The 26,319-nt window shown below is 70.2% G+C and carries 28 protein-coding genes; 24 read left to right on the top strand and 4 right to left on the bottom strand.

Annotated features, from left to right (window positions below; genetic code table 11):
• Positions 1-73 precede the first annotated feature (73 nt).
• The 5 genes from rimP (at position 74) to rbfA (ending at position 5,629) form a co-directional block, all read left to right on the top strand.
• On the top strand, positions 74-688 hold the full coding sequence (rimP, locus tag AC5RWG_RS13385) for a ribosome maturation factor RimP (RefSeq protein WP_494014190.1): 615 nt from the start codon (positions 74-76) through the stop codon (positions 686-688).
• Between the two features lies 1 nt (position 689).
• A complete protein-coding gene (gene nusA, locus AC5RWG_RS13380) occupies positions 690-1,664 on the top strand; it encodes a transcription termination factor NusA (protein ID WP_494014189.1) in 975 nt (324 codons plus the stop codon).
• 85 nt (positions 1,665-1,749) lie between these two features.
• Positions 1,750-2,124, top strand: a complete 375-nt coding sequence (locus AC5RWG_RS13375; protein WP_494002427.1) for a YlxR family protein — start codon at positions 1,750-1,752, stop codon at positions 2,122-2,124.
• A gap of 143 nt (positions 2,125-2,267) precedes the next feature.
• Positions 2,268-5,084: a translation initiation factor IF-2 gene (gene infB, locus AC5RWG_RS13370; RefSeq protein WP_494109962.1), complete on the top strand. Its 2,817-nt coding sequence runs from the start codon at positions 2,268-2,270 to the stop codon at positions 5,082-5,084.
• Between the two features lie 83 nt (positions 5,085-5,167).
• On the top strand, positions 5,168-5,629 hold the full coding sequence (gene rbfA, locus AC5RWG_RS13365; protein WP_494074799.1) for a 30S ribosome-binding factor RbfA: 462 nt from the start codon (positions 5,168-5,170) through the stop codon (positions 5,627-5,629).
• Between the two features lie 167 nt (positions 5,630-5,796).
• Here rbfA and AC5RWG_RS13360 read toward each other — a convergent pair whose 3' ends face one another.
• Positions 5,797-6,924 (bottom strand): ScyD/ScyE family protein, encoded by a 1,128-nt coding sequence (locus AC5RWG_RS13360; RefSeq protein WP_494167147.1) that lies wholly within the window; start codon positions 6,922-6,924, stop codon positions 5,797-5,799.
• A gap of 241 nt (positions 6,925-7,165) precedes the next feature.
• Between AC5RWG_RS13360 and truB the strand changes: the two genes are divergently transcribed.
• The 7 genes from truB to AC5RWG_RS13325 all read left to right on the top strand — a co-directional run bounded on the left by truB (position 7,166) and on the right by AC5RWG_RS13325 (position 14,321).
• Complete coding sequence (gene truB, locus AC5RWG_RS13355; protein ID WP_494014185.1) at positions 7,166-8,074, top strand: tRNA pseudouridine(55) synthase TruB; 909 nt, start codon at positions 7,166-7,168, stop codon at positions 8,072-8,074.
• Positions 8,075-8,076: 2 nt separating this feature from the next.
• Entirely contained in the window at positions 8,077-8,445 is a 369-nt protein-coding gene (locus AC5RWG_RS13350; RefSeq protein ID WP_494014384.1) for a hypothetical protein, read from the top strand.
• The gene (locus AC5RWG_RS13345) at positions 8,442-8,915 is read left to right on the top strand and encodes a hypothetical protein (RefSeq protein WP_494167146.1); all 474 of its coding nucleotides are present in this window, start codon (positions 8,442-8,444) and stop codon (positions 8,913-8,915) included. Before AC5RWG_RS13350 ends, AC5RWG_RS13345 begins: the two co-directional genes overlap by 4 nt.
• A 62-nt stretch (positions 8,916-8,977) precedes the next feature.
• Positions 8,978-9,967, top strand: a complete 990-nt coding sequence (locus AC5RWG_RS13340; RefSeq protein ID WP_494002536.1) for a bifunctional riboflavin kinase/FAD synthetase — start codon at positions 8,978-8,980, stop codon at positions 9,965-9,967.
• Between the two features lie 148 nt (positions 9,968-10,115).
• Positions 10,116-10,385: a 30S ribosomal protein S15 gene (gene rpsO, locus AC5RWG_RS13335; RefSeq protein ID WP_494002421.1), complete on the top strand. Its 270-nt coding sequence runs from the start codon at positions 10,116-10,118 to the stop codon at positions 10,383-10,385.
• A 316-nt stretch (positions 10,386-10,701) separates the two neighbouring features.
• The gene (locus AC5RWG_RS13330; RefSeq protein ID WP_494023859.1) at positions 10,702-12,945 is read left to right on the top strand and encodes a polyribonucleotide nucleotidyltransferase; all 2,244 of its coding nucleotides are present in this window, start codon (positions 10,702-10,704) and stop codon (positions 12,943-12,945) included.
• A gap of 2 nt (positions 12,946-12,947) precedes the next feature.
• Positions 12,948-14,321, top strand: a complete 1,374-nt coding sequence (locus AC5RWG_RS13325) for a M16 family metallopeptidase (protein WP_494002420.1) — start codon at positions 12,948-12,950, stop codon at positions 14,319-14,321.
• A gap of 69 nt (positions 14,322-14,390) precedes the next feature.
• Here the strand turns inward: AC5RWG_RS13325 and AC5RWG_RS13320 are convergent, their stop codons facing one another.
• Together AC5RWG_RS13320 and moaA are read right to left on the bottom strand one after the other, a co-directional pair.
• Positions 14,391-14,735: a MoaD/ThiS family protein gene (locus tag AC5RWG_RS13320; RefSeq protein WP_494050265.1), complete on the bottom strand. Its 345-nt coding sequence runs from the start codon at positions 14,733-14,735 to the stop codon at positions 14,391-14,393.
• The gene (gene moaA, locus AC5RWG_RS13315; RefSeq protein ID WP_494167145.1) at positions 14,736-15,839 is read right to left on the bottom strand and encodes a GTP 3',8-cyclase MoaA; all 1,104 of its coding nucleotides are present in this window, start codon (positions 15,837-15,839) and stop codon (positions 14,736-14,738) included.
• Positions 15,840-15,952: 113 nt separating this feature from the next.
• Here moaA and AC5RWG_RS13310 point away from each other — a divergent pair, with 113 nt between their 5' ends.
• The 10 genes from AC5RWG_RS13310 (at position 15,953) to AC5RWG_RS13265 (ending at position 23,161) form a co-directional block, all read left to right on the top strand.
• On the top strand, positions 15,953-16,357 hold the full coding sequence (locus AC5RWG_RS13310; protein ID WP_494002417.1) for a TOBE domain-containing protein: 405 nt from the start codon (positions 15,953-15,955) through the stop codon (positions 16,355-16,357).
• A 1-nt stretch (position 16,358) separates the two neighbouring features.
• Positions 16,359-17,159, top strand: coding sequence for a molybdate ABC transporter substrate-binding protein (gene modA / locus AC5RWG_RS13305; protein WP_494167144.1), 801 nt, complete (start codon positions 16,359-16,361; stop codon positions 17,157-17,159).
• A 74-nt stretch (positions 17,160-17,233) separates the two neighbouring features.
• Positions 17,234-18,046 (top strand): ABC transporter permease, encoded by an 813-nt coding sequence (locus tag AC5RWG_RS13300; RefSeq protein ID WP_494167143.1) that lies wholly within the window; start codon positions 17,234-17,236, stop codon positions 18,044-18,046.
• On the top strand, positions 18,043-19,095 hold the full coding sequence (locus AC5RWG_RS13295; RefSeq protein WP_494023812.1) for a sulfate/molybdate ABC transporter ATP-binding protein: 1,053 nt from the start codon (positions 18,043-18,045) through the stop codon (positions 19,093-19,095). Before AC5RWG_RS13300 ends, AC5RWG_RS13295 begins: the two co-directional genes overlap by 4 nt.
• Before the next feature lie 123 nt (positions 19,096-19,218).
• Entirely contained in the window at positions 19,219-20,430 is a 1,212-nt protein-coding gene (locus tag AC5RWG_RS13290) for a molybdopterin molybdotransferase MoeA (protein ID WP_494167142.1), read from the top strand.
• A complete protein-coding gene (gene moaC / locus AC5RWG_RS13285) occupies positions 20,427-20,903 on the top strand; it encodes a cyclic pyranopterin monophosphate synthase MoaC (protein WP_494167141.1) in 477 nt (158 codons plus the stop codon). The genes AC5RWG_RS13290 and moaC overlap by 4 nt, the downstream gene beginning before the upstream one ends.
• Entirely contained in the window at positions 20,900-21,391 is a 492-nt protein-coding gene (locus tag AC5RWG_RS13280; protein ID WP_494002411.1) for a MogA/MoaB family molybdenum cofactor biosynthesis protein, read from the top strand. The genes moaC and AC5RWG_RS13280 overlap by 4 nt, the downstream gene beginning before the upstream one ends.
• Before the next feature lie 66 nt (positions 21,392-21,457).
• On the top strand, positions 21,458-21,886 hold the full coding sequence (locus AC5RWG_RS13275; RefSeq protein ID WP_494002410.1) for a molybdenum cofactor biosynthesis protein MoaE: 429 nt from the start codon (positions 21,458-21,460) through the stop codon (positions 21,884-21,886).
• Between the two features lie 16 nt (positions 21,887-21,902).
• Positions 21,903-22,658, top strand: a complete 756-nt coding sequence (dapB, locus tag AC5RWG_RS13270; protein ID WP_494128330.1) for a 4-hydroxy-tetrahydrodipicolinate reductase — start codon at positions 21,903-21,905, stop codon at positions 22,656-22,658.
• Entirely contained in the window at positions 22,655-23,161 is a 507-nt protein-coding gene (locus AC5RWG_RS13265) for a tetratricopeptide repeat protein (protein WP_494023815.1), read from the top strand. The genes dapB and AC5RWG_RS13265 overlap by 4 nt, the downstream gene beginning before the upstream one ends.
• Before the next feature lie 5 nt (positions 23,162-23,166).
• Here AC5RWG_RS13265 and AC5RWG_RS13260 read toward each other — a convergent pair whose 3' ends face one another.
• Positions 23,167-24,351, bottom strand: a complete 1,185-nt coding sequence (locus tag AC5RWG_RS13260; protein WP_494167140.1) for a heparan-alpha-glucosaminide N-acetyltransferase domain-containing protein — start codon at positions 24,349-24,351, stop codon at positions 23,167-23,169.
• 115 nt (positions 24,352-24,466) lie between these two features.
• Here AC5RWG_RS13260 and AC5RWG_RS13255 point away from each other — a divergent pair, with 115 nt between their 5' ends.
• Complete coding sequence (locus tag AC5RWG_RS13255; RefSeq protein ID WP_494167139.1) at positions 24,467-25,270, top strand: alpha/beta fold hydrolase; 804 nt, start codon at positions 24,467-24,469, stop codon at positions 25,268-25,270.
• A gap of 131 nt (positions 25,271-25,401) precedes the next feature.
• Positions 25,402-26,313 carry a 4-hydroxy-tetrahydrodipicolinate synthase gene (gene dapA, locus AC5RWG_RS13250; RefSeq protein WP_494167138.1) on the top strand — a complete coding sequence of 304 codons (912 nt, stop codon included), beginning with the start codon at positions 25,402-25,404 and terminating at the stop codon, positions 26,311-26,313.
• The last annotated feature ends 6 nt before the right edge of the window (positions 26,314-26,319 follow it).

Raw genomic sequence — 26,319 nt, 5'->3', positions numbered from 1 at the left:
GGCCGCCGGGAGGCCACCGGTGACGGTAAAGTCGCTAGTCTAGAAGCGAGACTTACCGAAACAGGGAGGCAGTATGGCCCAGCGGCGCGATCACAGCGGCGTGCCCACTACCGGAGGGACATCCGGTACCGACACGTCCGCGGAGGCCGCACGCCTGAAAGAGCTGCTGGAACCGTCCGTGGCCGCGCACGAGTTGTTCCTCGAGGATGTGGAAATCCGCCACGCCGGATCACAGCGCATCGTCCACGTCGTCGTGGACCTGCCCGAGGACCAGACCGGCGGCGTAGGGCTCGATGCCATCGCCGAGGTGTCGCAGGCCCTCTCCAAGACGCTGGATGAGGATCCGCGCGACGACGGCCGCGCCTACAGCCTGGAGGTATCCTCGCCGGGGCTCAGCCGGCCGCTCACCCAGCTGCGCCACTGGCGCCGGAACGTGGGCCGGCTGGTCAAGGTCAAGCTGGTCGCCGGCGACGACGTTGCCGGCCGCCTGCTGGAGGTCGGCGAGGCCGGCGTGACCGTGCGGCCGGAAGAAGCGCCGAAGAAGGGCATGAAGCCCCGTCCCGGCGAACCGGTCCACCTGGACTTTACGAACATCCGCTCCGGCAAGGTCGAAGTGGAGTTCGCCCCGGTAGACGACGACACGATTGCCGCCGCCGACGGCGAGCTGGAGAACGAGGAGGAGGCCTGAGATGGATATCGATATGAGCGCCCTGCGGCTGCTGGAGCGCGAACGCGAAATTCCGCTGGACCTGCTGATCCCCACGATCGAGCAGGCCCTGCTGGTGGCCTATCACAAGTCCCCCGGTTCCATCGACCAGGCCCGGGCCGAACTGGACCGCAAGAGCGGCCACGTCACCATCTGGGCGGCCGAAGTGGACGACGACGGCACCGTGATCGGCGAGTTTGACGACACGCCCAGCGGATTCGGCCGGATCGCGGCCAGCACGGCACGCCAGATCATCCTCCAGCGGCTGCGCGACGCCGAGGACGACAACGTCTTGGGCGCCTTCCGCGGCAAGGAGGGGGAGCTGGTGTCCGGCTTGATCCAGCAGGGGCACAACCCCCACATGGTCCAGGTGGACCTTGGCACGGTGGAGGCGCTGCTGCCGCCGCCCGAACAGGTCCCGGGGGAGAGCTACGTGCACGGCACGCGCCTGCGCGCCTATGTGGTGGACGTCCACCGCGGCATGAAGGGCCCCTCGATCACCCTGTCCCGTTCCCATCCCGGCCTGGTGCGCAAGCTCTTCGAACTGGAAGTACCCGAGATCGCGGACAAGAGCGTGGAGATTGTTGCCCTGGCGCGGGAGGCCGGCCACCGGACGAAGATCGCCGTCAAGGCCAACGTGCCCGGACTCAACGCCAAGGGTGCCTGCATCGGCGAAATGGGTTCCCGCGTGCGGGCCGTCATGACCGAGCTGCACGACGAAAAGATCGACATCGTCGACTTCAGCGAGGATCCGGCGACGTTCATCGCCAGCGCGCTCTCGCCGTCGCGGGTCAGCTCCGTGACCATCACCGACCCGGAGACGCGTTCCGCCCGGGTCGTGGTGCCGGATTACCAGCTGTCGCTGGCGATCGGCAAGGAAGGGCAAAACGCCCGGCTTGCGGCAAAACTGACGGGCTGGCGGATCGACATCGTGTCCGACGCGGCCATGGCCCAATAGCGCGCAAGAAGCAAAAACCACGCCCGGTTTCGGGCCTGCAACACGCCCGGTTCGTTGGCCGGGCACTGGAAGCGGTAGAATATCCATGGCCGGGTTTCCCGACAGTCAAAAGCCCTTGCAGGCGCACGCCCAGGCGGCCACGCCGCCCCAGCGGACCTGCATAGGCTGCCGGCGCCGGGAAGACCAGGCCGTTCTGCTGCGGCTGGCAGTCGAAGAAGTCGACGGTGTTCCCACCGTCGTCGTCGATCCGGGCCGCCGCAGGCCTGGACGCGGTGCCTGGATGCACCGCGGACCGGATTGCATGGAACTGGCTTTGAAACGGCATGCCTTCGGCAGGGCCTTCCGGGCCACTGTTGACAGCAGCACTGTTGCAGACCAGTTCCGTGCTGACGACGAGGCGGCCACCGCGGCCGGCCCCGTCACCCCAACCGTCCAACCTGAAAGCGGGTCAGAAAACTGATGGAAACCCGATGAGTGCCAAGTGATGAGTACTTCATTGTGCTCCGCCCGCGGCCTTTCAGCCCATTCTGCTGAAAGCCGCAGCAAGAATTAGACGGTTCGTGCCCGGCAGACCTGCCTCGTGCGGACCGAGACAGGAGAAATGTGGCCAAGGTCCGCGTACACGAGCTCGCAAAAGAGCTCGGTATTACCTCGAAAGATGCAGTATCCAAACTGCAGGAGCTGGGCGAATTCGTCCGCTCAGCGTCATCGACCATTGAGGCACCCGTCGTGAAGAAGCTTCGCGACGCGTTCCCCGCCGCCGCCCCGAAGGGGGAGCAGGCGGCCCCCAAGACAGCACCCAAGGCAGCAGCGCCCAAGCCGGGAGCGAAGCCCGCTCCCAGCGCTCCGGCCGCCCCGGCTCCGGCCGCGGAGGCCGCCAAGCCGTCGCCTGCCGCCCCGGCAGCACCGGCACCGGCACCGGCTCCTGCCGCTCCGGCAGCTCCGGCAGCGGAAGCGGCGCCGCAGCGTGCAGAAGCACCGGCTGCCAAGCCGGGATCGGCAGCTCCGCGCCCCGGCGGTCCCGCCCCGGCCCGCCCCGGTGCCCCGCGCCCCGGTGGCCCGCGCCCCGGCAACAACCCCTTCGCCACGTCCCAGGGCATGCCCCGCGGCCGCGGCGACCGTGACGCCGAGCGTGCTCCGCGTCCGGGCAACAACCCCTTTGCAACCTCGCAGGGCATGCCCCGTCCGGGCGGCCCGCGTCCTCCGGCAGCCGGTCAGGGCGGTCCCCGTCCTGCCGCACCGCGTCCCGGCGCTGCACCGCGTCCGGGGGCTCCCGCGCGGCCGGGCGCACCTCGTCCCGGCGCACCGCGTCCGGGCGGTGCCCGTCCTACGCCGGGCATGATGCCCAACCGCACCGAGCGCCCCGCTCCGGCCGGCCGCGGCGGCGGCGCTCCCGGACGTCCGGGAGCTCCGGCCCGCCCCGGAGCCGGGGGACCGGCGCCGGCCGGCGGCGGTTTCGGCAAGGGCGGCCGCGGACGCGGCGGTACCCAGGGTGCCTTCGGCAAGGGAGGCGCCGGCCGCGGCAAGCAGCGCAAGTCCAAGCGCGCCAAGCGCCAGGAACTGGAGCAGATGAGCGCACCGTCGCTGGGCGGCGTCTCGGTACCCCGCGGCGACGGCAGCACCGTTGTCCGGCTGCGCCGCGGCTCCTCCATCACCGACTTCGCCGACAAGATCGAGGCGAATCCGGCAGCGCTGGTGACCGTGCTGTTCCACCTCGGCGAGATGGCCACCGCCACGCAGTCGCTGGACGAGGACACCTTCGAGCTGCTCGGCGTTGAACTGGGCTACAAGATCCAGGTTGTCTCCCCGGAGGACGAAGAGCGCGAACTGCTTGACTCGTTCGACATCGACCTCGACGCCGAACTCGAGGCCGAGGGCGAAGCCGACCTCGAGCGGCGCCCCGCCGTCGTGACGGTCATGGGCCACGTGGACCACGGTAAGACCCGCCTGCTGGACGCCATCCGCAACACCCGGGTGGGCGAAGGCGAACACGGCGGCATTACCCAGCACATCGGCGCCTACCAGATCGACTTCCAGCACGATGACCGGGACCGGAAGATCACCTTCATCGACACCCCGGGCCACGAGGCGTTCACCGCCATGCGTGCCCGCGGCGCGAAGGTCACCGACATCGCCATCCTGGTGGTGGCCGCGGACGACGGCGTCATGCCGCAGACCGTGGAAGCGCTGAACCACGCGCAGGCTGCCGGCGTGCCCATCGTCGTCGCCGTGAACAAGATCGACAAGGAAGGCGCCAACCCGGAGAAGATCCGCGGCCAGCTGACCGAGTACGGCCTGGTTCCGGAGGAATACGGCGGCGACACCATGTTCGTGGACGTCTCGGCACGCGAGGGCCTGCACATCGAGGATCTCCTCTCGGCCGTGCTGCTGACCGCCGACGCCGCCCTGGACCTGCGGGCCAACCCGAACAAGGACGCCCGCGGCATCGCGATCGAGGCGAACCTGGACAAGGGCCGCGGCGCAGTGGCGACCGTGCTGGTCCAGTCCGGAACGCTGCGGGTGGGCGACGCCATCGTCACCGGCAGCGCGCACGGCCGCGTCCGTGCCATGTTCGATGAAGACGGCGCATCCGTCACCGAGGCCGAACCGTCGCGTCCGGTCCAGGTGCTGGGTCTGTCCACCGTCCCGCGCGCCGGCGACACCTTCCTGGTGACCGACGACGAGCGCACAGCCCGCCAGATCGCCGAGAAGCGTGAAGCCGCGGACCGCAACGCAGCCCTGGCCAAGCGCCGCAAGCGCATCAGCCTCGAGGACTTCGACAAGGCCGTGGCCGAGGGCAAGGTCGACACCCTCAACCTCATCCTCAAGGGCGACGTGTCCGGTGCCGTGGAGGCGCTGGAAGACTCGCTGCTCAAGATCGATGTGGGCGAGGATGTCCAGCTGCGCGTTATCCACCGCGGTGTCGGTGCCATCACGCAGAACGACGTCAACCTGGCCACCGTGGACAATGCCATCATCATCGGCTTCAACGTCAAGCCGGCCGAGCGGGTGGCCGAACTGGCCGACCGCGAGGGCGTGGACATGCGCTTCTACTCGGTCATCTACGCGGCGATCGATGATATCGAACTCGCGCTGAAGGGCATGCTGAAGCCGGAGTACGAAGAGGCACAGCTGGGCACGGCCGAAATCCGCGAGATCTTCCGTTCGTCCAAGTTCGGGAATATCGCCGGCTCCATCGTCCGCTCGGGCACGATCCGCCGCAATACCAAGGCGCGCGTCACCCGCGACGGCAAGGTCATCGGCGAGAACCTCACCGTTGACTCGCTCAAGCGGTTCAAGGACGACGCGACCGAGGTCCGCGAAGGATTCGAATGTGGCATCGGACTTGGGTCGTTCAACGACCTCAAGGAAGGCGACATCATCGAGACCTTCGAAATGCGCGAAAAGCCGCGCGTCTAGCAGTCGGCCTGCAGCGGGCGTCCGGTGGCATCGCCGCCGGGCGCCCGCTGTTCCGCCATCAACACGAGAATTGAGGAGGGGTCATGGCAGACCCAGCACGCGCCGCCAAGATGGCCGACCGGATCAAAGTTGTGGTCGCCCAGGCGCTTGAGCGCAGGGTCAAGGATCCCCGTTTGGGATTTGTGACCATCACGGACGCCCGGGTGACCAACGACCTGCAGCACGCCACCGTCTACTACACGGTGTTCGGCGACGCCGAAGAGCAGGACGGGACCCGCAAGGCACTGGAGTCCGCCAAGGGCGTCCTGCGGGCGGAAGTGGGCCGGAACATCACCGCCCGGCTCACGCCCACGCTGGAATTCGTCGCGGACGAGATTCCGGTGAACGCCAGCCACCTGGAGGAGCTGTTGCGGGCCGCGAAGGCCAAGGACGCCGAGGTCGCGGCCCTGGCCGAAGGCGCCGCCTTTGCCGGCGAAGAGGACCCGTACCGCAAGCCCGAAGACGAGGACCAGGACGACGCCGGCCGCGGAACGCGTCCGGAATAGCGGCTTCCGCGCCCACTGACGTCCCGCTGCGGCCCAGGGCCGTTGCTCCCGGGCGTGGGCCGCGCTGATCAACGACCGCTGCACGGCCCGACGGCCGTTGCACCAAAGGGCGGGCCACCTGCTGTGCGCAGGTGGCCCGCCCATTTTCCGGTCCCGGCAGCCGCGGATCAGTGCAGCCGGATCTTGATGACCTTGCCGTCGGGAGGTGTCTTGCCGGTGAAGTCAGGGAGCGCATTGGTTGTGGCGTAGAGCCGGTCGCCGCGGATCTCCAGCGCACCCGGGGCAGTGGTCTCGAAGAACGTCCGCACCTTGTCGTGGCCCTTCTTCAGCACGGAGATCTTGTTGCCGAACATCTCGGCAATGTAGATGTCGCCGCGTGAGCTGACCGCCAGGTTGGTGGCGCCGGACAGGCCCCCCGCCAGCTGCACGACCTTCCCGGTGTGGGCATGGACCTTGAAGACGCGGCCGAGCGCGCCGATGCTCCCGTCTTCGGGACCGCCCGGCAGCGAGGTGACGTACAGCCAGCCGTGCCGGCCAAACTCAACGTCCGTAGGCACCGGCTCCAGATAGTACTTCTGGCCGACCACGCAATCCGGCAGGCCCATGCCTGCCGCCAACGCAGCGGTGACCCGGAATGATGCCGGCGGCAGCACCGCAACCGTGCTGACCCGCTTGCTGTGCTTGTCGACCTTCAGGATGGCGTTGCCGCCGGCGTCGGCGACATAAATGCTGTGCCTGTTGGCGGCCGTGGCATAGGCGTTGGAGTCGACGTTGCCCTTGTACTTGGCCGGGATCCCCTCCGGAATCTTGTCCAGGCACTGCCGGTCCTTCACATGGCGGAAGCCGTAGGTGACGCGGCCATCCGGGTTGTGCTTCTTCTCATAGGCCGCCACGTCGGCGATCTTCTGAGGCGCGGCCTCGTCGTCGTGCAGGTCCAACGACTTGATCCACTGCACGTTCGGCAGCCCGTCCATGCCGCCGGCACCGGTGCCCTCGGAGAAGTAGACCGTGTGCCTGTAGAGGGAGGCGGACGCGACCTGGGGTCCGCCGGAGCGGTACAGGACTTCGGGATCGCCATGGCGCTTGATCCGGTTCAGGACGCCGGCGAAGTTCTGTGTCACAAACAGGCCGTGCCGGCCGGCCGCAAGACTCAGCGGCGATTGCAGCCCCTCGGCCAGCACGGTCGCCGACGGAGGCTCCGAGCTCTCCCGGTGGGCCGATGACGGTGCCAGGCCGGTGCCGAACGCAAGTCCGAGCGCCAAAGGAAGGGCGAGATACAGCGATGGTTTTTTCACGATGAAGCTCCTGAAGAGAGCCGCGGGGCACCCCGGACGACTCGCAGGCCGGCGGAGTGGCCGGAGAACAAGGGCAAGTGATGCCGAAGAGGCGACTGTGCCGCTGGCCTGCTGAAATCCCTTGGAGGCCGCATCCACGGCACGCAGTGTGCTCAAAATATTGCAGCCCCCGGAGGCTGTCAACGATGCACGCTTTAAGCCCCGACCGGCCGTATCCCCGGGACGCCATATACTGAAAGGCGTGACTTCTGGCCTGCTCCGATCCGGATTGATACTCGTCGACAAGCCGCAGGGGTGGACCAGCCACGACGTTGTCGGCCGCATGCGGCGCCTGGCCGGGACGCGGAAGGTTGGCCACGCCGGCACCCTGGACCCCATGGCCACGGGCGTGCTGGTGGTCGGCGTCAATAAGGCCACCAGGCTGCTGACCTACATCGTCGGCGCCCCCAAGACGTATGACGCGACCATCCGGCTCGGCCAGTCCACGGTGACCGACGACGCCGAGGGCGACGTCACCGCGGAAACCATCGCCGCTGCCGTGACGGAACAGCAGATCAGGGACGGCGTCGCCGAACTGACCGGGGAGATCCTGCAGGTGCCGAGCAGCGTCTCGGCCATCAAGGTCAACGGCCAGCGGTCCTACGCGCGCGTGCGCTCCGGACAGGACGTGGTGTTGGCCGCCCGGCCGGTCACGATCCACCGGTTCGAGGTCCACGGCATACGGCGCGGCCGGGGCGGGAAGGTGCAGGACGTGGACGTCACCGTCGAGTGCTCGTCGGGAACCTACATCCGGGCGCTGGCGCGCGATCTCGGGCAGCGGCTGGGCGTCGGCGGACACTTGACGGCCCTGCGCCGGACCCGGGTGGGTCCGTTCCGGATCGAAAACGCAGCCACGTTGGATGAACTGGCCGAAGACCTCCGGATGACGGGCCTCGACGAGGCCGCCCGCGTACTGTTCCCCGTCCGGGAACTCAGCGCCACCGAGGCCGACGACGTCTCACACGGCCGACGCATCCCGGCCGCCGGAGCACCCGGCGCGACGGCGGCGTTCGCCCCGGACGGATCGCTGGTGGCGCTGCTGGAAGACAACGATGCGCAAGCCAGGCCCCTGCTGGTGTTCGCACCGGGAAACGAGGCGGACGCACAGTGATCATCGACGGTTTTTTCATCGCGGGCACGGTGGTCACCCTGCTTGCCGCGGTCATCTGCGTGGTTGCCGCCCTCCTGAAACACGGTCCCAACGACGTCACGATTCTCTCCGTCGCCGCGGTGGAGCTGTTTCTGCTCGTCTACGGGGCGGCCGGTATCATCAGACAGGCTTCCGGTGAGCCCGTCAGCGGGGAAACCTGGGAATTTTGGGGCTACCTGATCACCGCCTTGCTGGTTCCGGTAGCAGCCTTCTGGTGGGCCATCATGGACCGCAGCCGGTGGAGCAACCTGGTGCTGGGGGCGGCGGGAATCACGGTATTCGTCATGCTGGTGAGAATGGAACAAATTTGGGACGGAGCGATCGCCGTATGAAACCCGGCCAGCAACAACAACGGGCAAGGCATACCCGGGACGTGAACGCCGCCGCCGGCCGCGCCACCGGTCCCGGGCGGCTCCTGGTGGCGGTCTACGGGGTCTTCGCGCTCTCCGCCACCGCCCGGGCGGGCTATCAGATAGCGACCAAGTTCTCGGAAGCGCCGGTGGCCTACCTGCTGTCCGCCTTCGCCGCCGTCGTGTACATCCTGGCGACCGTTACATTGGCCAGGTCCGGCACCCGCTCCTACTGGCTGTCGGTGGCCGCCGTGAGCATCGAACTCGTGGGAGTCCTGGCCGTCGGGCTGCTGAGCGTGCTGGATCCCCAGCTGCTTCCGCAGGACACGGTGTGGTCGGGCTTCGGCAAGGGATACGGATACGTCCCCCTGCTGCTGCCGGTCATCGGCCTGTGGTGGCTCTGGCGGCACCGGCCGGCGGCGGGCGCGAAGCCCCCCGGAGGTCGTCCATAATGGAAGGGGTCCCGGCGACGGGTCCGCACCCGCTGAAGGCCCCGATCGACGAGGAGTTTACTGTGCACTACTGGAAAGACCTGGCCGACGTACCCCGCGGCTATGGTCCGTCAGTGGTGACACTGGGAAATTTCGACGGCGTCCACCGCGGCCACCAGCAGGTGCTGCGCCGCCTGGTGGAGACCGCGTCCGCCCGCGGGACCCGCGCGGTGGCGATTTCTTTCGATCCGCATCCTTCCCAGGTCCATCGGCCGGACGCCGCCCCGCAGCTCATCATGGGACTGCAGGACCGGGTCGAGGCGCTGGAGGCCAGCGGCCTGGATGGGCTGCTGATGATGACCTACACGCTGGAACTGGCCGGCGAAACCCCCGAGGAGTTCGTCCGCAAAGTCTTCGTGGAGACCCTCGGCGCCACCGCGGTCGTGATCGGCCACGACACGCGGTTTGGGAAGAACAACGCGGGCGACCTGAACACCATGCAGGAACTGGGCCGGCAGTTCGGCTTCACCGTCGAGGTCGTCGACGAATATGAAACCGATGCGGACCTCGGCGCCGCGGGCAGCGGCCGGCGCTACTCGTCGTCCTGGGTCCGGGAAGCCCTCGCCGCGGGGGATGTCGCCACGGCGGCGGAGGTGCTCGGACGCACCCACCGGATGCGCGGCGAAGTCGTGCACGGCGACGCCCGCGGCCGGGAACTGGGTTTTCCCACCGCGAACCTGTCCAAGCATGCAACGGGCATGATCCCCGGCGACGGCGTCTACGCCGGCTGGCTGGTGGACCAGCACGGCACCAGGTGGCCGGCCGCCATCTCGGTGGGCTCGAATCCGACCTTCGAGGGCGCCAGCCGCCGGGTCGAGGCGCACGTCATCGACCGGCCGCAGGAGGACACGGACGACTTCGATCTCTACGGGCAGCAGGTGGTCGTCGAGTTCGTGGAACGCCTGCGCGGCATGGTGGCCTACACCGGCCCCGAGGCCCTGATCGCCCAAATGCGCGACGACGTGGTGCGTACCCGAAGCCTGCTTTCGACAGACCAAGCCCGCAACAGGTAAACTGGCCGATGGATTCGGCTGCGGTCCGTGGCGGCTGTATCCCTCCGTGCTCTGCTGCCGGCATGCCTCTGGCTGCCGGCGGAGACTGCGGAGCCCCCGGCAGTGAAGTGCTGACTCGGGCCTCACGGCACAACTTCTAGGAGTTACTGTGGCATTAGACGCCGCGCTCAAGCAGGAAATCATCAAGGAATACGCCACGCATGAGGGCGACACGGGTTCTCCCGAGGTTCAGATCGCTGTTCTGTCCCGTCGCATCTCCGACCTGACGGAACACCTGAAGATGCACAAGCACGACCACCACACCCGCCGGGGCCTCATGGCACTGGTCGGCCGCCGTCGTCGCATGCTCACCTACCTGCGTGACACCGACATCACGCGCTACCGTGCGCTCATCGAGCGCCTCGGCCTGCGCCGCTAGTCAGTGACGGAGGCGGCTCTTCCGTCCACTGCGAGACGGGGACAGGAGAGCCGCCTTTTTCCTACCGCGCCGGTTTGCGGCGCGGCAGGAGCACGGCCGCCGGGAGACTGTCGGCCGACAACTACATCAACTGGAGACTTTCGGTATCGCGGCATTCGCGGTCCTCGGTAGTGGCTTCCGGGACGCCCTCAAAGGGCTTGCCCGTAGGTCTCGATCGAAGACCGGGTGGCGTACAGGCAGGCTGGCCGTGAAGCGGCCTCGCAGGTTTGGGCAGATACCGGCGGCCTCCGCACTCGAAGAAACGGAGGTGGCTCTCTTGGAGGGTCCCGAAATTCAGTACTCAGAAGCTGTCATCGACAACGGCCGGTTTGGCCAGCGCGTGGTCCGGTTCGAAACCGGCCGCGTGGCCCAGCAGGCGGCCGGCTCGGCGATGGTCTACATCGACGAAGACACCGCACTGCTCTCCGCCACCACGGCGGGCAAGTCCCCGCGCGAAGGCTTCGACTTCTTCCCGCTGACCGTCGACGTGGAAGAGCGGATGTACGCCGCCGGCCGCATCCCGGGCTCGTTCTTCCGCCGCGAAGGCCGCCCGTCCACCGAAGCGATCCTGGCCTGCCGCCTGATGGACCGCCCGCTGCGCCCCGCCTTCGTCAAGGGGCTGCGCAACGAGGTCCAGGTAGTGGTGACCGTGTTGGCCATCAATCCCGACGTCATGTACGACGTCGTCGCGATCAACGCCTCCTCGATGTCCACCCAGCTGAGCGGCCTGCCGTTCTCCGGCCCGATCGGCGGCGTCCGCGTGGCGCTCGTGGACGGCCAGTGGGTGGCCTTCCCCAAGCACTCCGAACTGGAGCGCGCCGTGTTCAGCATGGTGGTGGCCGGCCGCATCGCCGCCGGCAACGACATCGCCATCATGATGGTCGAGGCCGAAGCCACCGACAACGCCTGGAACCTGATCAAGGAAGAGGGCGCCACCGCGCCCACCGAAGAGGTCGTGGCCGAGGGCCTCGAGGCCGCCAAGCCGTTCATCCGGGCGCTGTGCGAGGCCCAGTCCGACCTGGCCGCCCGCGCGGCCAAGCCGACGGTCGAATTCCCGATCTTCAAGGACTACGAGGACGATGCCTTCGCCGCCGTGGAGTCCGCCGCAGCTGCCAAGCTGACGGAAATCTTCTCGATCGGCGACAAGCAGCAGCGCAACGAGGCCGCAGACGCGTTCAAGGCCGAGATCCTGGCGCAGCTGGCCGGCACCGAGACGGCGGAATTCGCCGGTCGCGAGAAGGAAATTTCCGCGGCCTTCAACGCCGTGACCAAGAAGGTTGTCCGCCAGCGCATCCTCACCGAGCAGGTGCGCATCGACGGCCGCGGGCTGAGCGACATCCGCAAGCTGACCGCCGAGGTCGAGGTCCTGCCCCGCGTCCACGGCTCGGCCATCTTCGAGCGCGGCGAAACCCAGATCCTGGGCGTCACCACGCTGAACATGCTGAAGATGGAGCAGCAGATCGATTCGCTGTCGCCGGTGACGCGCAAGCGCTACATGCACAACTACAACTTCCCGCCGTACTCCACCGGTGAGACCGGCCGCGTGGGCTCGCCCAAGCGCCGCGAAATCGGCCACGGCGCGCTGGCCGAGCGCGCCCTGGTGCCGGTGCTGCCGTCGCGTGAAGAGTTCCCGTACGCCATCCGCCAGGTCTCCGAGGCGCTGAGCTCCAACGGCTCCACCTCCATGGGCTCGGTCTGCGCCTCCACCCTGTCCCTGCTCAACGCCGGCGTGCCGCTGAAGGCCCCGGTCGCCGGCATCGCCATGGGACTTGTCTCCGACCAGGTCGACGGTGAAACCCGCTACGCGGCGCTCACCGACATCCTGGGTGCCGAGGACGCCATGGGCGACATGGACTTCAAGGTCGCCGGTACCTCGGAGTTCGTCACCGCCATCCAGCTCGACACCAAGCTCGACGGCATCCCGGCGTCCGTGCTGGCCGCCGCCCTGAAGCAGGCCCGCGAGGCACGGCTTCACATTCTCGGCGTGATCAATGCCGCGATCGACCAGCCGGACGAGATGAGCGAATTCGCCCCGCGGATCATCTCGGTCAAGATCCCGGTGGACAAGATCGGCGAGGTCATCGGTCCCAAGGGCAAGATGATCAACCAGATTCAGGAAGACACCGGCGCGGACATCTCCATCGAGGACGACGGCACCGTGCTGATCGGCGCGACCGACGGTGCGGCCGCCGAAGCCGCCCGCGCCGCCGTCAACGCGATCGCCAACCCGCAGATCCCCGAGGTGGGCGAGCGCTACCTGGGCACGGTCGTGAAGACCACCACCTTCGGTGCCTTCGTGTCGCTGACCCCGGGCAAGGACGGCCTGCTGCACATCTCCGAGCTGCGCAAGCTGGCCGGCGGCAAGCGCGTGGACAACGTCGACGACGTGGTGTCGGTGGGCCAGAAGGTCCAGGTCGAGATCACCAAGATCGACGACCGCGGCAAGCTGTCCCTCGCCCCCGTGGTGGCCGAGGACGCCGCAGCCGACGAGGCGTCGGCCGAAGAGGCCGTGGCCGAGTAAGCATGACCGTCGTCGCCCTGCCGCTGGTCGGCAGCATGCAGCATGCCGACGCCACCGAGCTCGGCGGGTCGGACCCCACACTGGTCCACGGCGAACCGGGCGGCGCCATCGTGCGCCGCTCGGTGCTGCCCGGGGGAGTGCGGGTGCTGACCGAAGCTATGCCCGGCCAGCGGTCGGCGACGATCGGATTCTGGGTCGGTGTTGGCTCGCGGGATGAAGCCGCGGGCCAACACGGCTCGACCCATTTTCTGGAGCATCTGCTCTTCAAGGGCACCAGGCGCCGGACGGCACTGGACATTGCCTCCGCCTTCGATGAGGTCGGCGGCGAATCCAATGCGGCCACGGCCAAGGAAAGCACGTGCTACTACGCGCGCGTCCTGGATTCGGACCTGCCGATGGCCATCGACGTGATCGCCGACATGATCACCTCTGCGGTCCTTGACCCGCAGGAGCTGGAGCAGGAACGCGGAGTCATCCTCGAAGAGATCGCCATGGACAATGACGATCCCGCGGACGTGTGCCACGAAAAATTTGTTGAGGCGGTGCTCGGCGGGCACCCCCTGGGCCGGCCGATCGGCGGGACGCCGGAGGCGATCAAGGCGGTGGCCCGCGACTCGGTCTGGGCCCACTACCAGCGCTACTACCGGCCCGACGAGCTGGTGGTCACCGCGGCCGGCGGGCTGGACCACGACGCGGTGTGCGCGCAGGTGCTCGCCGCCCTGGAGTCGGCCGGCTGGCACCTCGAGGCCGGTGCGGTCCCGGTGCCGAGGCGGGAGACCGCGGCCGCGGCCATCGCCCCGGTCGCCGGCACCTACGTGCACCGCCGCCCGGTCGAGCAGGCCAACATCGTCATGGGCTGCCCGTCCATCAACGCCACCGACGAGCGCCGCTTCGTCATGAGCGTGCTCAATGCCGTGCTGGGCGGCGGCATGTCCTCCCGGCTCTTCCAGGAGATCCGGGAGAAACGGGGCCTGGCCTACGCCACGTATTCGTTCTCCGGCGCCTACGCCGATGCGGGCTACTTCGGCATGTATGCCGGTTGTTCGCCGGCCAAGACCGGCCAGGTCATCGACCTGCTCGGGGCCGAACTCGACCGGTTGGCGGCCGACGGCATCTCCGCCGACGAGCTGCGCCGGGCCGTCGGGCAGCTTTCCGGCGGCATCGTGATGGCCCTGGAAGACAGCGGCTCCCGGATGTCGCGGCTGGGCCGGGCCGAGCTGGTGTCGGGGGAGTTCTTGGACATCGACGAGTCGCTCGCCCGGATCGAGGCCGTGACCGCCGGGCAGGTCCGGGAGCTCGCCGTCGAACTGGCAGCGGCGCCGCGCGTGGTCACCGTCGTCGGCCCCTTCGACTCTGCGGCGGACTTCGGCCGGTAACCGGGCCCCTGCCCGCCGGGCGGCCGGGGACCGGCCGCCGTCCGCCTCCTTGGGGATGAGGGGGCGCGGTCAGCCGCCGGCGAACGGCGGCAGGATGTCAATCACGTCGTCTGCCGCCAGCGGTGCCTGCCGGTCCTTCCACGCCACCTCGTTGCGCAGGAAACTGCTCCGGGCGAGGACCGACTCCATGGAGGGAGCGGACGACCTGCCGGGTGCGGCAGGCATCGGACGCCCGCCTCCAGCCGAGGGGACGGCCCCGGCACCGGCGGGCACCGGTTCCTTCGCCGCCGCGGTGCTGTGCCGGGCGATGACCTCGCGCAGCACCGCCTCCAGCGTGCTGCCGTCGGGCAGCGGCAGGGATTCCTCCTCGACGCCGGCGGCGGCCTGCGCCGCCCCGAAATACCGGATGATCATCTATCCGCCTATCGCACTCATGGTCCGGTCCGGCTGGACGAAGTCCGTGCCGCCCAGACCCGCATGATCCATACCGTGGGCCTTGGGTTTGCCCCACATCGCATGCCGCCACCGTTCCGCCACCGCCTCGTCGTCCGCGCCGGAGCGCAGGAGGTCCAGCAGGTCAGTTTCCTCGTGCGAGAACAGGCAGGAGCGCACCTTGCCCTCGGCCGTGACCCGGGTGCGGCGGCAGTCGGCACAGAACGGCTCGGTTACGGAGGCGATGATTCCCACGGTGCCGGCGACGACGCCGGGGCGGTCCCGCCGCCGCACCTCCCACCGTTCCGCCGGGGCGCCGTCGCGTGAGCGCGGGTCCGGGGAGAGCAGGAAGACCGGCTCCAACAGGGCGCGGATCTCGGCGGCCGACAGCATGTTCTCCCGGGTCCAGCCATGGTCCGCGTCCAGCGGCATCTGTTCGATGAACCTCAGCTCGTAGCCCCGTTCCACCGCCCAGTCCAGCAGCGCGGGCGCCTCGGCGTCGTTGATGCCGCGCATCAGCACCGCGTTGATCTTCAGCAGGCCCAGGCCGGCCGCGTCGGCGGCTTCGATGCCGGCGAGCACCCGGTTCAGGAACGGGCGGCGGGTCAGCTGCGCAAACGTCTCCGGGTGCAGCGAGTCCAGCGAGACGTTGATCCGGGTCAGGCCGGCCGCCTTCAGGGCGGCCGCCTTCTTCTCCAGCCCGAGGGCATTGGTGGTCAGCGACACCGGCAGGTCGGGGTGGTTGTTCCGGACGGCAGCGATGATGTCCACCAGCCCGGCACGGACCAGGGGTTCGCCGCCGGTCAGGCGCAGCTCGCGCACGCCCAGCCGCCCGACGGCGATCCGGACCAGCCGGACCACCTCGTCGTCGCTGAGGACCTGTTCCTTGGCCAGCCAGTCCAAGCCTTCGGCCGGCATGCAATAGGTGCAGCGGAGATTGCACTTGTCGGTCAGCGAGATCCGCAGGTCGGTGGCCACCCGGCCAAAGCGGTCCACCAGCGCCGGGCCGGTCCCTGCGGGGCGCGCCGGGGCCGCGGCGGACGCGGTCCCGCCGGGAACCTGCGGCATTCCCAGATCAACGCTCATACCTCGAGGGTACCCGGCGGAGGGCGGCGGATGCGGGATGGTTCCGGCAGGGGCGACACCGGACGCATCCCGAACGTGTCCGGTTCCGCATTTGCGGAACTATACTGCTTTCCATGACGCAGATACGCATCTCGGATGCTGCGCGCTTCCTGGGGGTCAGCGACGATACCCTGCGCCGCTGGATCGACGCCGGAGCGCTGGCCAAGCACCGGGACGCCTCCGGCCGGGCGACCGTGGACGGCGCGGAGCTGGCCGCCCTGGCCCGGGAGCAGGCTGCCCTGCCCCAGGATCCCACCGGGATCGGCAGCTCGGCCCGCAACCGCTTCGTGGGGATCGTGACCGATGTCCGGCTGGACGCGGTGATGGCCCAGGTGGAGCTGCAGTGCGGTCCGCACCGGGTGGTGTCCTTGATGAGTGCCGAAGCCGTGCGGGACCTCGGCATCGAACCGGGGTCGGTGGCGGTGGCCTCGGTCAAGGCGACCATGGTCGCCGTCGAGACTCCGTCGGGGACGAGCTGAGGTGCGCCGCTGGCAGCGCCTGGCCGGCCCGGCGGCGGCCGCCGCCTGTATCCTCGCCGGCAGCGCGTGCGCGGCGCCGGGGCCGTCGGGAGCGGGCGCGGCCGGCCGGTCGGACGGTTCCGGGCCCGAGGGCACGGTGACCGTTTTCGCGGCGGCGTCGTTGCACTCCGTCTTCTCCGGGCTGGCCGACGAGTTCGAGGCCGGCCACCCCGGCGTGGACGTGCGCCTGAACAGCGGGGGTTCTTCCGACCTCGCCGCCCAGATCCTGGCCGGGGCCCCGGCGGACGTTTTCGCGACGGCCGACCAGGCGACCATGGACCTGGTTGCCGGCCACGGACTGAACGAGGGCCCGCCGGCGGTCTTTGCCACCAACGTGCTGCAGATCGCGGTGCCCGCCGCGAACCCCGCCGGGGTCTCGTCGCTGGACGACCTGGCCGAACCCGGGGTCAAAACCGTGCTGTGCGCACCCCAGGTTCCCTGCGGCGCCGCGGCCGCCGCCGTCCAGCGCGCCGCCGGCGTGCACATCCCGGCGGTCAGCGAAGAGCAGTCGGTCACCGACGTCCTGGGCAAGGTGCTCTCCGGCCAGGCCGACGCCGGCCTGGTGTATGCGACGGACGTGCAGGGCGCCGGAGGCAAGGCCCGCGGCATCTCCATCCCCGAAGCCGGGCAGGCGGTCAACGCCTACCCGATCGTCGGCCTGAAGGGGGCGGACAACCCGGCGGCAGCCGAGGCCTTCGTGGATCTCGTGACCGGGGACGCAGGCCGGAAGGCCCTGGCGGCGGCGGGATTCGGCCCGCCCTAAGCGCAGCGCGGCGCCCGGCCCCGGCCAGGGCGCCCGGATGGGATGCGGACAACCTTCGGAACGAACGGGAGAACATGACGACGACGACGGCGGTGCGCGCCCCGGTGCCCTACTGGGTGTATCCGCTGGCTGCGGCCGGCGCCGTCTTCGTCCTGCTGCCGCTGGCCGGGATGGCCGCGCGCGTGAACTGGCCGGAGTTCCCACGGCTCGTGACCTCCGAGCCGGCGCTGGCCGCGCTCGGACTGAGCCTGCGGACTGCCGCCGCCAGCACGGCCCTGTGCATCGTGCTGGGCGTCCCGATGGCGCTGGTGCTGGCGCGCAGCAGTTTCCCCGGCCAGCAGGTCGTCCGGTCGCTGGTGCTGTTGCCCCTGGTGCTGCCGCCCGTCGTCGGCGGCCTGGCCCTGCTGTATACGTTCGGCCGGCGCGGGCTGCTCGGCGGCACCTTCGAAATGATCGGCATAGAGATCGCGTTCTCCACCACGGCCGTGGTGCTCGCGCAGTCCTTCGTGGCGCTGCCGTTCCTCGTGTTGAGCCTGGAAGGTGCGCTGCGCACGGCGGGCACCAGGTATGAAACGGTTGCGGCGACGTTGGGCGCCAGGCCGTCCCGCGTCCTGCGCACGGTGACCCTGCCGCTGGTGCTGCCCGGGCTGCTCTCCGGGGCGGTGCTGTCCTTTGCCCGGTGCCTGGGCGAGTTCGGGGCCACGCTGACTTTTGCCGGAAGCCTGCAGGGAGTCACGCGCACGCTCCCGCTGGAGATCTACCTGCAGCGGGAAACCGATGCGGATGCCGCGGTGTCGCTGTCGCTCGTGTTGGTGGTGGTCGCCGTCGCGGTGGTGATGCTGGTCCACCGCAGGAGCGGCCCGGGCCGGGCGGCGGGTGTCCCATGAGCCTGGACCTGACCGCGCGGCTGCCGTCCCGCGGCTTCGAGGCGGACTTCAGCGTCGCGGACGGAGAAACCGTCGCCGTGCTCGGCCCGAACGGGGCCGGCAAGTCGACCCTGCTGGGTCTGGTTGCCGGGCTGCTCCGTCCCGCCTGGGGCCGGGCGGAACTGGACGGCAAGGTCCTGTTCAGCGCCGGGCAGCCACAGCCGGACCGCTGGGTGCCCGCCCATGCCCGCGGCGTCGGCCTGCTGGCGCAGGAACCGCTGTTGTTTCCGCATCTGCGCGTCGAGGCCAACGTTGCCTACGGGTTGCGCAGCCGGGGAGCTTCCCGGGCCGATGCCCGCAGGGCCGCCCGGCACTGGCTCGCGGAACTGGAAGCCTCCGGGCTGGCCGACCGCCGGCCGGGTGAGCTGTCCGGGGGCCAGGCGCAGCGCGTCGCGGTAGCCCGCGCGCTGGCGGCCGACCCCTCGCTGCTGCTGTTTGACGAGCCGATGTCCGCATTGGATATCACGGCCGCCCCGGCCCTGCGCAGGCTGCTCCGCCGGGTGCTGGCGGGGCGGAGCGCCGTCATCGTCACCCACGAGCCGCTGGATGCCCTGCTGCTGGCCGACCGGGTGGTGGTCATGGACGGCGGGCGGATCGTCGAGCAGGGGCCGGTGCGCGAGGTGTTTGCCCGGCCGCGCAGTGCCTTCGCCGCCGGGATGACCGGCTTGAACTTCGTCACCGGCACCGCCACGGAGACCGGACTGGCCGGCGCCGACGGGACGCACTGGAGCGGGGAAGCCGAAGCCGGGCTGCGTCCCGGGGACCCCGCGGCGGCGGTGTTCCGTCCTGCCTCGGTGGCGCTGTTCCCCGACCTGCCGGCCGGCAGCCCGCGCAACGCCGTGGCGGCCACCGTGACCGAACTGGTGCCGCACGGCGGCCTGGTCACGGTCAGGGCCGGCGCGCTGGCCGCCGAGGTCACGCCCGCCGCGGTTTCCGACCTGTCGCTGGCGCCGGGGGAACGCGTGCACTTTGTGGTCAAGGCGGCCGAGGTGTCGATCTACCCGCGCTGACGTCCCCGTCCGGGGAAGCTCCGCGGCGCCGCCCAAGGCCGTCCCCTAGGATGGCAGCAGAACATGCACGCGGCACCCTCTCCGGCACCCGGCCGTCGGTTCCGCCTGCGACAAGGAGGGCCAGTGGCACAGAGCGTTGCCGGGCATTGCGCCGTCGTCGAGGAATTGCTCCGTCACGCCGCACGGGACTGCCTCGCCGGGAGCGAGACGGTGGCGCTGGCGTCGGCCCTCGGGCGGGTGCTGGCCGCCGACGTGGCCGCGCCGATGAGCCTGCCGCCCTTCGCGAACTCGCAGATGGACGGCTACGCGGTCCGCAGCGCGGAGACAACCGGCGGGGCGGGGTTCGCCGTGGCCCCGGCGATTCCCGCGGGCTATGCCGCCCCGGCGCTGCCGCCGAACGCGGCCGCGCCGATCATGACGGGGGCGATGCTGCCCGCGGGGGCGGACGCCGTCGTGCCGATCGAGGAAGCGGTGCCGGACTCTTTCCCGGTCGAGGGCGAGGGAGGCACGGTAACCCTGCCGGAAACCGAGGCCGGCCGGTTCGTCCGCGCCGCCGGCAGCGACATCGCCGCCGGCGACCTCGCGCTGGCGGCCGGAACGTTGCTGAAGGCGCCGCAGCTGGGCCTGCTCGCCGCGCTCGGCCTGGCCTCCGCCGACGTGCGGCCGCGGCTGCGGGTGCTGCTGCTGAGCACGGGCGACGAGGTGGTGGCCGCCGGCGCCCGGCTGCGGGCCGGGCAGATCTACGATGCCAACAACACCCTGCTGGCGGCCTCGCTGCGGGAGGCCGGCTGCGAGGTGGTCTCCAGCCGCATCCTGGCCGACTCCGCGCCCGGGTTCCGCCGCCGGCTGGACGAGGACCTGCGCCGCCACGGCGCCGACCTGGTGCTGACCTCCGGCGGGATCTCCAAGGGCGCCTTCGAAGTGGTCCGGCAGGCGCTCGAGCCCGACGGGGTGGCCTTCGCCTCGGTGGCGATGCAGCCGGGCGGGCCGCAGGGCGCCGGCCGGATCGGCGACGCGGTCTTCCTCGCGTTCCCGGGCAACCCGGTCAGCTGCCTGGTCTCGTTCGAGATGTTCCTGCGGCCGGCGCTGACGGCGGTGCTGGGAGCCCCCGCTCCGCGGGCGGTGCTGCGCGCCCCGCTGGCGGAAGCCGCGGAGTCGCCGGCCGGCAAACACCAGGTGCGGCGCGGCCGCTACGACCGAGGACGGGTGCAGCTGGTCGGCGGAGCGGGGTCCCACCTGGTGCACGCGCTGGCGCAGTCCAACGCGCTGGTCCACCTGCCCGTGGGGATGGAACGCGCCGAAGCCGGCCAGGACGTGGAAATATGGCTGCTATGAGTGAAGCAGAACGCCTGACCCACGTCCGCGAGGACGGCACGGCGCACATGATCGATGTCAGCGGCAAGGACGAAACCACCCGGGAAGCCACGGCGCAGGCCGTGCTGACCACCCGCCCCGACGTGGTGGAACTCCTGGCCGCCGGCTCGCTGCCCAAGGGCGACGCGTTGGCCGTCAGCCGGGTCGCCGGGATCATGGCGGCCAAGCAGACGCCGCAGCTGATCCCGCTGTGCCACCCGCTGCCGATCAGCAAGGTCACGGTCGACTTTTTCCCGGCCGCGGAGTCCGTGCGGATCGAGGCGACGGTGAAGACCCGCTCGGTCACCGGCGTGGAAATGGAGGCGCTGACCTCCGCCTCGGTGGCGGCACTGAGCCTGTACGACATGGTCAAGGCCGTGGACAAGCACGCGGTCATCTCCGACATCAAGGTGCTGGCAAAATCCGGAGGCAAGAGCGGGGACTGGGCGCTGTGAGCGCCAGGACCGCCGGCATCATCGTCGCCTCCACCCGCGCCGCGGCCGGCGCCTACGAGGACGAATGCGCCCCCTTGATCTCCGAGTGGCTGGCCGGACACGGCCTGGCCGCCGGCGTCCCCCAGATCGTCGCCGACGGCGAACCCGTCCGCCAGGCGCTGCGGAAGATGCTCGCCGCCGGGCCCCGGGTGATCGTCACCAGCGGAGGCACCGGGCTGGCCGCCGACGACCGCACCCCGGAAATCACCGCCGTCGCGCTGGAACGGGAATTGCCCGGCGTGATGGAAGCCATCCGCGCGTACGGGCGGACCAAGACCCCGCTGGCCGCGCTGAGCCGGGGCGTGGCCGGGACCGCCGGGTCCACCTTTGTGGTCAACCTGCCCGGCTCTCCCGGGGGAGTGCGCGACGGCCTGGCCGCCCTGGATCCGCTGATCGGGCACATCTGCGCGCAGTTGGAAGGCGACACCGACGCAGGCCATGCCGGCTGACGCGCTCCGCGCCGATCAACGCCGGCCAAGGGATACTGGAAGCATGCAGCCGATGAGAGGACAACCATGACCAGCACGGTGCTGTACGCCGCGGTAACCGGCGAGGCGATCGACGCGGGCGAAGCTACCGCCGCGGTGGGCTCCGCCGAGTGCGGCGCCGTGGTCAGCTTCAGCGGCGTGGTCCGCAACCACGACGGCGGCCAGGCCGTGGCCGCGCTGTCCTACTCCGCCCACCCCAGCGCCCAGCGCGTGATCGCCGAGGTCGCGGGGCGCATCGCCGCGGACCACGACGGCGTGCGCATCTGGGTGGCGCACCGCACCGGCCCGCTGGCGATCGGCGACCCGGCCCTGGTCGCCGCCGTCGCGTCGGCGCACCGCGCCGAAGCCTTCGCGGCCTGCTCGGAGCTGGTGGACCGGATCAAGGAAGAGGTGCCGGTCTGGAAGGAACAGCACTTCGCCGACGGCAGCACCGAATGGGTCGGCATCGGCCAGTAGCGATACGCTGGAGGGCATGACTGAGCAACTTGCGGTGGCCGTGCTGGGCGCCGGCGGACGGATGGGCAGCGAGGCCGTCGCGGCCATCCAGAGCGCCCCTGACCTGGACCTGGTGGCCGCGCTGAAGCGTGGCGACGCGCTGGAAGAGCTGGTGGCCGCGGGGACGCAGGTCGTGGTCGACCTGACCACCCCGGACAACACCGAGGCCAACGTCCGCTTCGCCGTCGAGCACGGCATGCACGCGGTGGTCGGCACCACCGGCTGGGACCAGGCCAGGCGCGACTCGCTGGCGGAACTGCTGGAACAGCATCCCGGAACGGGCGTGCTGATCGCCCCCAACTTCGCGCTCGGTTCCGTGCTGGCCTCGGCCTTCGCCGCCACCGCCGCCAAGTACTTCGAATCGGTGGAGATCATCGAACTGCACCACCCGGACAAGGTGGACGCGCCCTCCGGCACCGCGGTCCGCACGGCGCAGCTGGTGGCCGCCGCCCGCATGGACGCCGGCGTTCCCGCCGGCCCCGACGCCACCACCACGACGCTGGACGGGGCCCGCGGCGCCGACGTGGACGGCGTGCGCGTGCACAGCGTGAGGCTGCGCGGCCTGGTGGCGCACCAGGAGGTGCTGCTCGGCGGGCCGGGCGAACAACTGACCATCCGGCACGATTCCTTCGACCGCGCCTCCTTCATGCCCGGCGTCCTGCTGGGCGTCCGGACCGTCGCCGGGCGGCCCGGACTGACCTACGGACTCGACGGGTACCTGGAACTTTCATGAGCAACGCCGAACACACGGGTCCCGCAGCGGACGGCGGCAACGGCCGCATCGGCTGGTATGCCCGGCACGGAGCCAAGATCTGGGTCGGCGTGATTATCGTGCTGCTGGTGGGCTACCTGGGAGCCACGCTGCAGCGGGCCTGGCTGATGCTCAGCGAACCCGACCCCGTAGCCAAGGGCCTGGGCATTGCGCTGGTGGTCCTGCCGATCATCGGGGCCTGGGCGCTCAGCCGGGAATTGCTGTTCGGCGCGCGGATGTCCAGGCTGGCCCGGACCCTGGAAGCCGAAGGCGGGCTGCCCGTGGACGACCTGCCGCGCACGCCCGGCGGGCGCATCGTGCGGGAGGCGGCCGACCGGGAGTTCCTGGTGTACCAGGCCGAGGCCGAAGCTGCGCCGGAGGACTGGCGCAGCTGGTTCCGCCTCTCGTGCGCCTATGACGCCGCAGGGGACCGCAAGCGTGCCCGCGAGTCGATGCGCCACGCCATCAGCCTCAGCCGCTCCTAGACCGCTCAGCGGCCGCGGCTGCCCGCCGGCCGCAGCGCCTCCCGGGTCAGCCGGGCCGCGGTGGAGGTCACCAGCTCGAACGGTCCCCGCCATCCCAGGGCCAGGAAGGCCATGCCCACCGCCACCGCTGCCGCTGCCTGCCAAAGATAGGTTGGAAGTTCGGGAGCAGCCGGCGGCAACGCGCTGAGCACCCAGACATGGGCAGAATAGAGCGTCAGCGTCATGGCACCGGCGCCCGCCAGCGGCAGCAGCAGCCACGGCAGCCGGGACGTCAGCAGCAGGCACAGCGCCAGGACCACGGCCGAGGTGCCCACCGTGTGCAGCAGGTCAAAGGTCGTACCGGCATGCGGCGACGAGCCGCCCAGCCACCACCACGAGCCGCGCTGCTCGATCCAGCTCATGTTCACCTGGTACACGAGATCGAAGTCCGGCCGCCGTGCCGCCTCGGTCGCCGCGACCTCCGTGTATCCGCCGAGCCGCTCCATCACGAACCAGGAACCCGCCTTGGCCGCCACGGCCATCACCGCGCCGGCCGCCAGCAGCCCCAGTTGCACGCCGGTGCGCTGCAGCTCCAGCCGCCCGATCAGCAGGCCCGCCAGCAGATACCCCAGCCACTGCACCACGGGATAGTAGCCGGTGAGGAAAACATCGCTGAGCAGCGTGGCCGGCGTCAGCAGGTCGTAGACCATGGGGTTGTGGCCCAGCTCGGCGGGCTGCACCGCCGCTTCCGCCCAGGGCCGCAGCACGTGGGCCAGCACCGGCGAGACGACGATCCAGCCGGTTGCCCACAGCGCCAGCACACCGCGGCGTAGCTGCAGGAACGGCAGCGCGCACAGGAACAGCACGCCGTAGTGGACCAGGATCACCGCGACGTTGACTTCCAGCGCACCCAGCATCATGCCGACCGTGGCAATGAGCAGCGCACGCACGGCTATGCCCCCGCGGTCCGCGGCCAGGCTCCCGCCCCGGTGGCCGCGGCTGCCGCCGGTGAGCAGCGCCAGCCCGACCCCGGCCAGGACCGCGAACAGCGCCGAGGAGCGCCCGGAGAGGACCAGGCCCACGAAGTTCGGCTGCGGGTCCGTGCCGGCCGTCCACGGCGCAAAGATGTGGGTCGCCATCATGCCCAGCAAGGCGATGCCGCGGGCGGCATCAATCCCGGCGATCCGCGGGCGGGTGGAACCTGGGCGCATGCACCGATAATCTCACAGGGGGCGTGGAGGCGGCTGTGAGACCGGCGGCCGGCACGCGATACCGTGAGGGAATGAACAGGTTGGAGAACGCGGCTGCCGCACCCCTGGAGCGGCCATGATGGGATTTGCCGTCAACGGGGACGACGGCGTGCGGCTGGCCTTCGAGGACACCGGCACCGGGGAGCCGCTGCTGCTGGTCCATGGAACCGCCCTGTCCAAGGCCACCTGGCGGGGGCTGGGCTACCAGCGTGCCCTCAAGCCGCGGCACCGGGTGATTTCGCTGGACATGCGCGGGCACGGCCGCAGCGACAAGCCACACGACGTGGGCGCCTACACGATGGAGCGTTTCATGGGCGACGTCGAAGCGGTGCTGGACGCCTGCGGGCTGGACAGCGTCAACTACTTCGGCTATTCCTTCGGCGCGCGGGTAGGACTCGCGATGGCGGTGTACCGGCGGCAGCGCCTGCGTTCGCTGACCATGCTGGGCGGAACCCACCGGAGCATGGCCGGCCAGGTCGGCAAGCTCTTCTTCCCCGACTACCTGGACGCGCTGGAGACGGGCGGGATGGAAGAGTTCCTCCGCCGCTGGAACGGGCGCCGGGCCGTGCCGGTGGACGCGGCCACCCGGCAGGCCTTTTTGGCCAACGACCCGGCGGCGCTTGCCGCCTACTTCCGCGCCGGCGAAGAGCTGCCCGGTCTCGATCCCCGCCAGGTCCAGCGGATCCGGTTGCCCGTCCTGCTGATTGCCGGCAGCGAGGACCACCCGCGCGCCGCGGAGTCGCGCCAGGCCGCGGCCTTGCTGCCGGACGGACACTTTGCCGAGCTGCCGGGCCTGGACCACGCCGGCTGCCTCGCGGCCCAGGACGAAGTGACCGCCTTGCTGACCGGTTTCCTGGGCCGCCTCCCCGCGCCCCGCTGACATGCCCGCCTGCTCCGGCCGCCGGGCCCGGGCGCTACGGCGGCGGGAGCCGCGGCACGTGACGTGAAGCTCTGTGTCGCGCCTTGTACGCCATTGCCGATAGGACCCGCGGACACGGTAACGTTTTCCCTATGGTTGAGTCTGACGTTCGTGAGTATCCCTTTGGCACCATGGTCACCGCAATGGTCACCCCCTTCACCGAGGAGGGCGAGGTCGACTACGGGAAGGCAGCGGAACTGGCGGACAAGCTGGTCCAGGACGGATGCGACGGGCTCGTCGTCACCGGCACCACCGGCGAGACCTCGACGCTCACCGACGACGAGAACGAGGGCATGTTCCGGGCCGTCGTCGAGGCTGTGGGGGGACGGGCCAAGGTCATTGCCGGGTCCACCACCAACGATACCCGCCACTCGGTCAGTCTCTCCCGGCGCGCCGCCAGCGCCGGCGTGGACGGACTGCTCATCACCGCCCCCTACTACAACAAGCCGAGCCAGGCCGGCGTGCAGGCCCACATCGAGACCATCGCTTCGGCCATCGGCCTGCCCGTCATGGTCTATGACATCCCCGGCCGCGCCGGCATCAACATCGAGACGGAAACCCTGATCCGGCTGGCCGAGCATCCGCTCGTCGTCGCGCTCAAGGACGCCAAGGCGGACTACGCCGCGACCACCCGCGTCCTGGCCGCCACGGACCTCGACGTCTACGCGGGCGACGACGGCCTGACCCTGCCGCTGATGGCGGCCGGCGCGGTCGGCGTGGTCAGCGTGACCGCGCACGTGGCCACCCGCCAGTTCCGGGAGCTCGTCGATGCGGCACTGACGGGGGACTTCGCCACCGCACGCCGGCTGCACTTCGAACTGGACCCGATCATCCGGGCGGTGATGACACACATCCAGGGTGCGGTCGCCGCCAAGCAGATTTTGAAGTGGCAGGGCGTTCTGCCCAATTCGGTGGTCCGGCTCCCGCTGGTGGAACCGACCGAGGCCGAGCTCGCGCCGGTCCGCGCCGACCTGGCCGAGGCCGGCCTGGCGCTGGGGGTCTGACCGCCC

This window comes from Arthrobacter sp. Y3221160, assembly GCF_059092585.1.
This window is presented reverse-complemented; position numbering and strand designations above follow the sequence as displayed.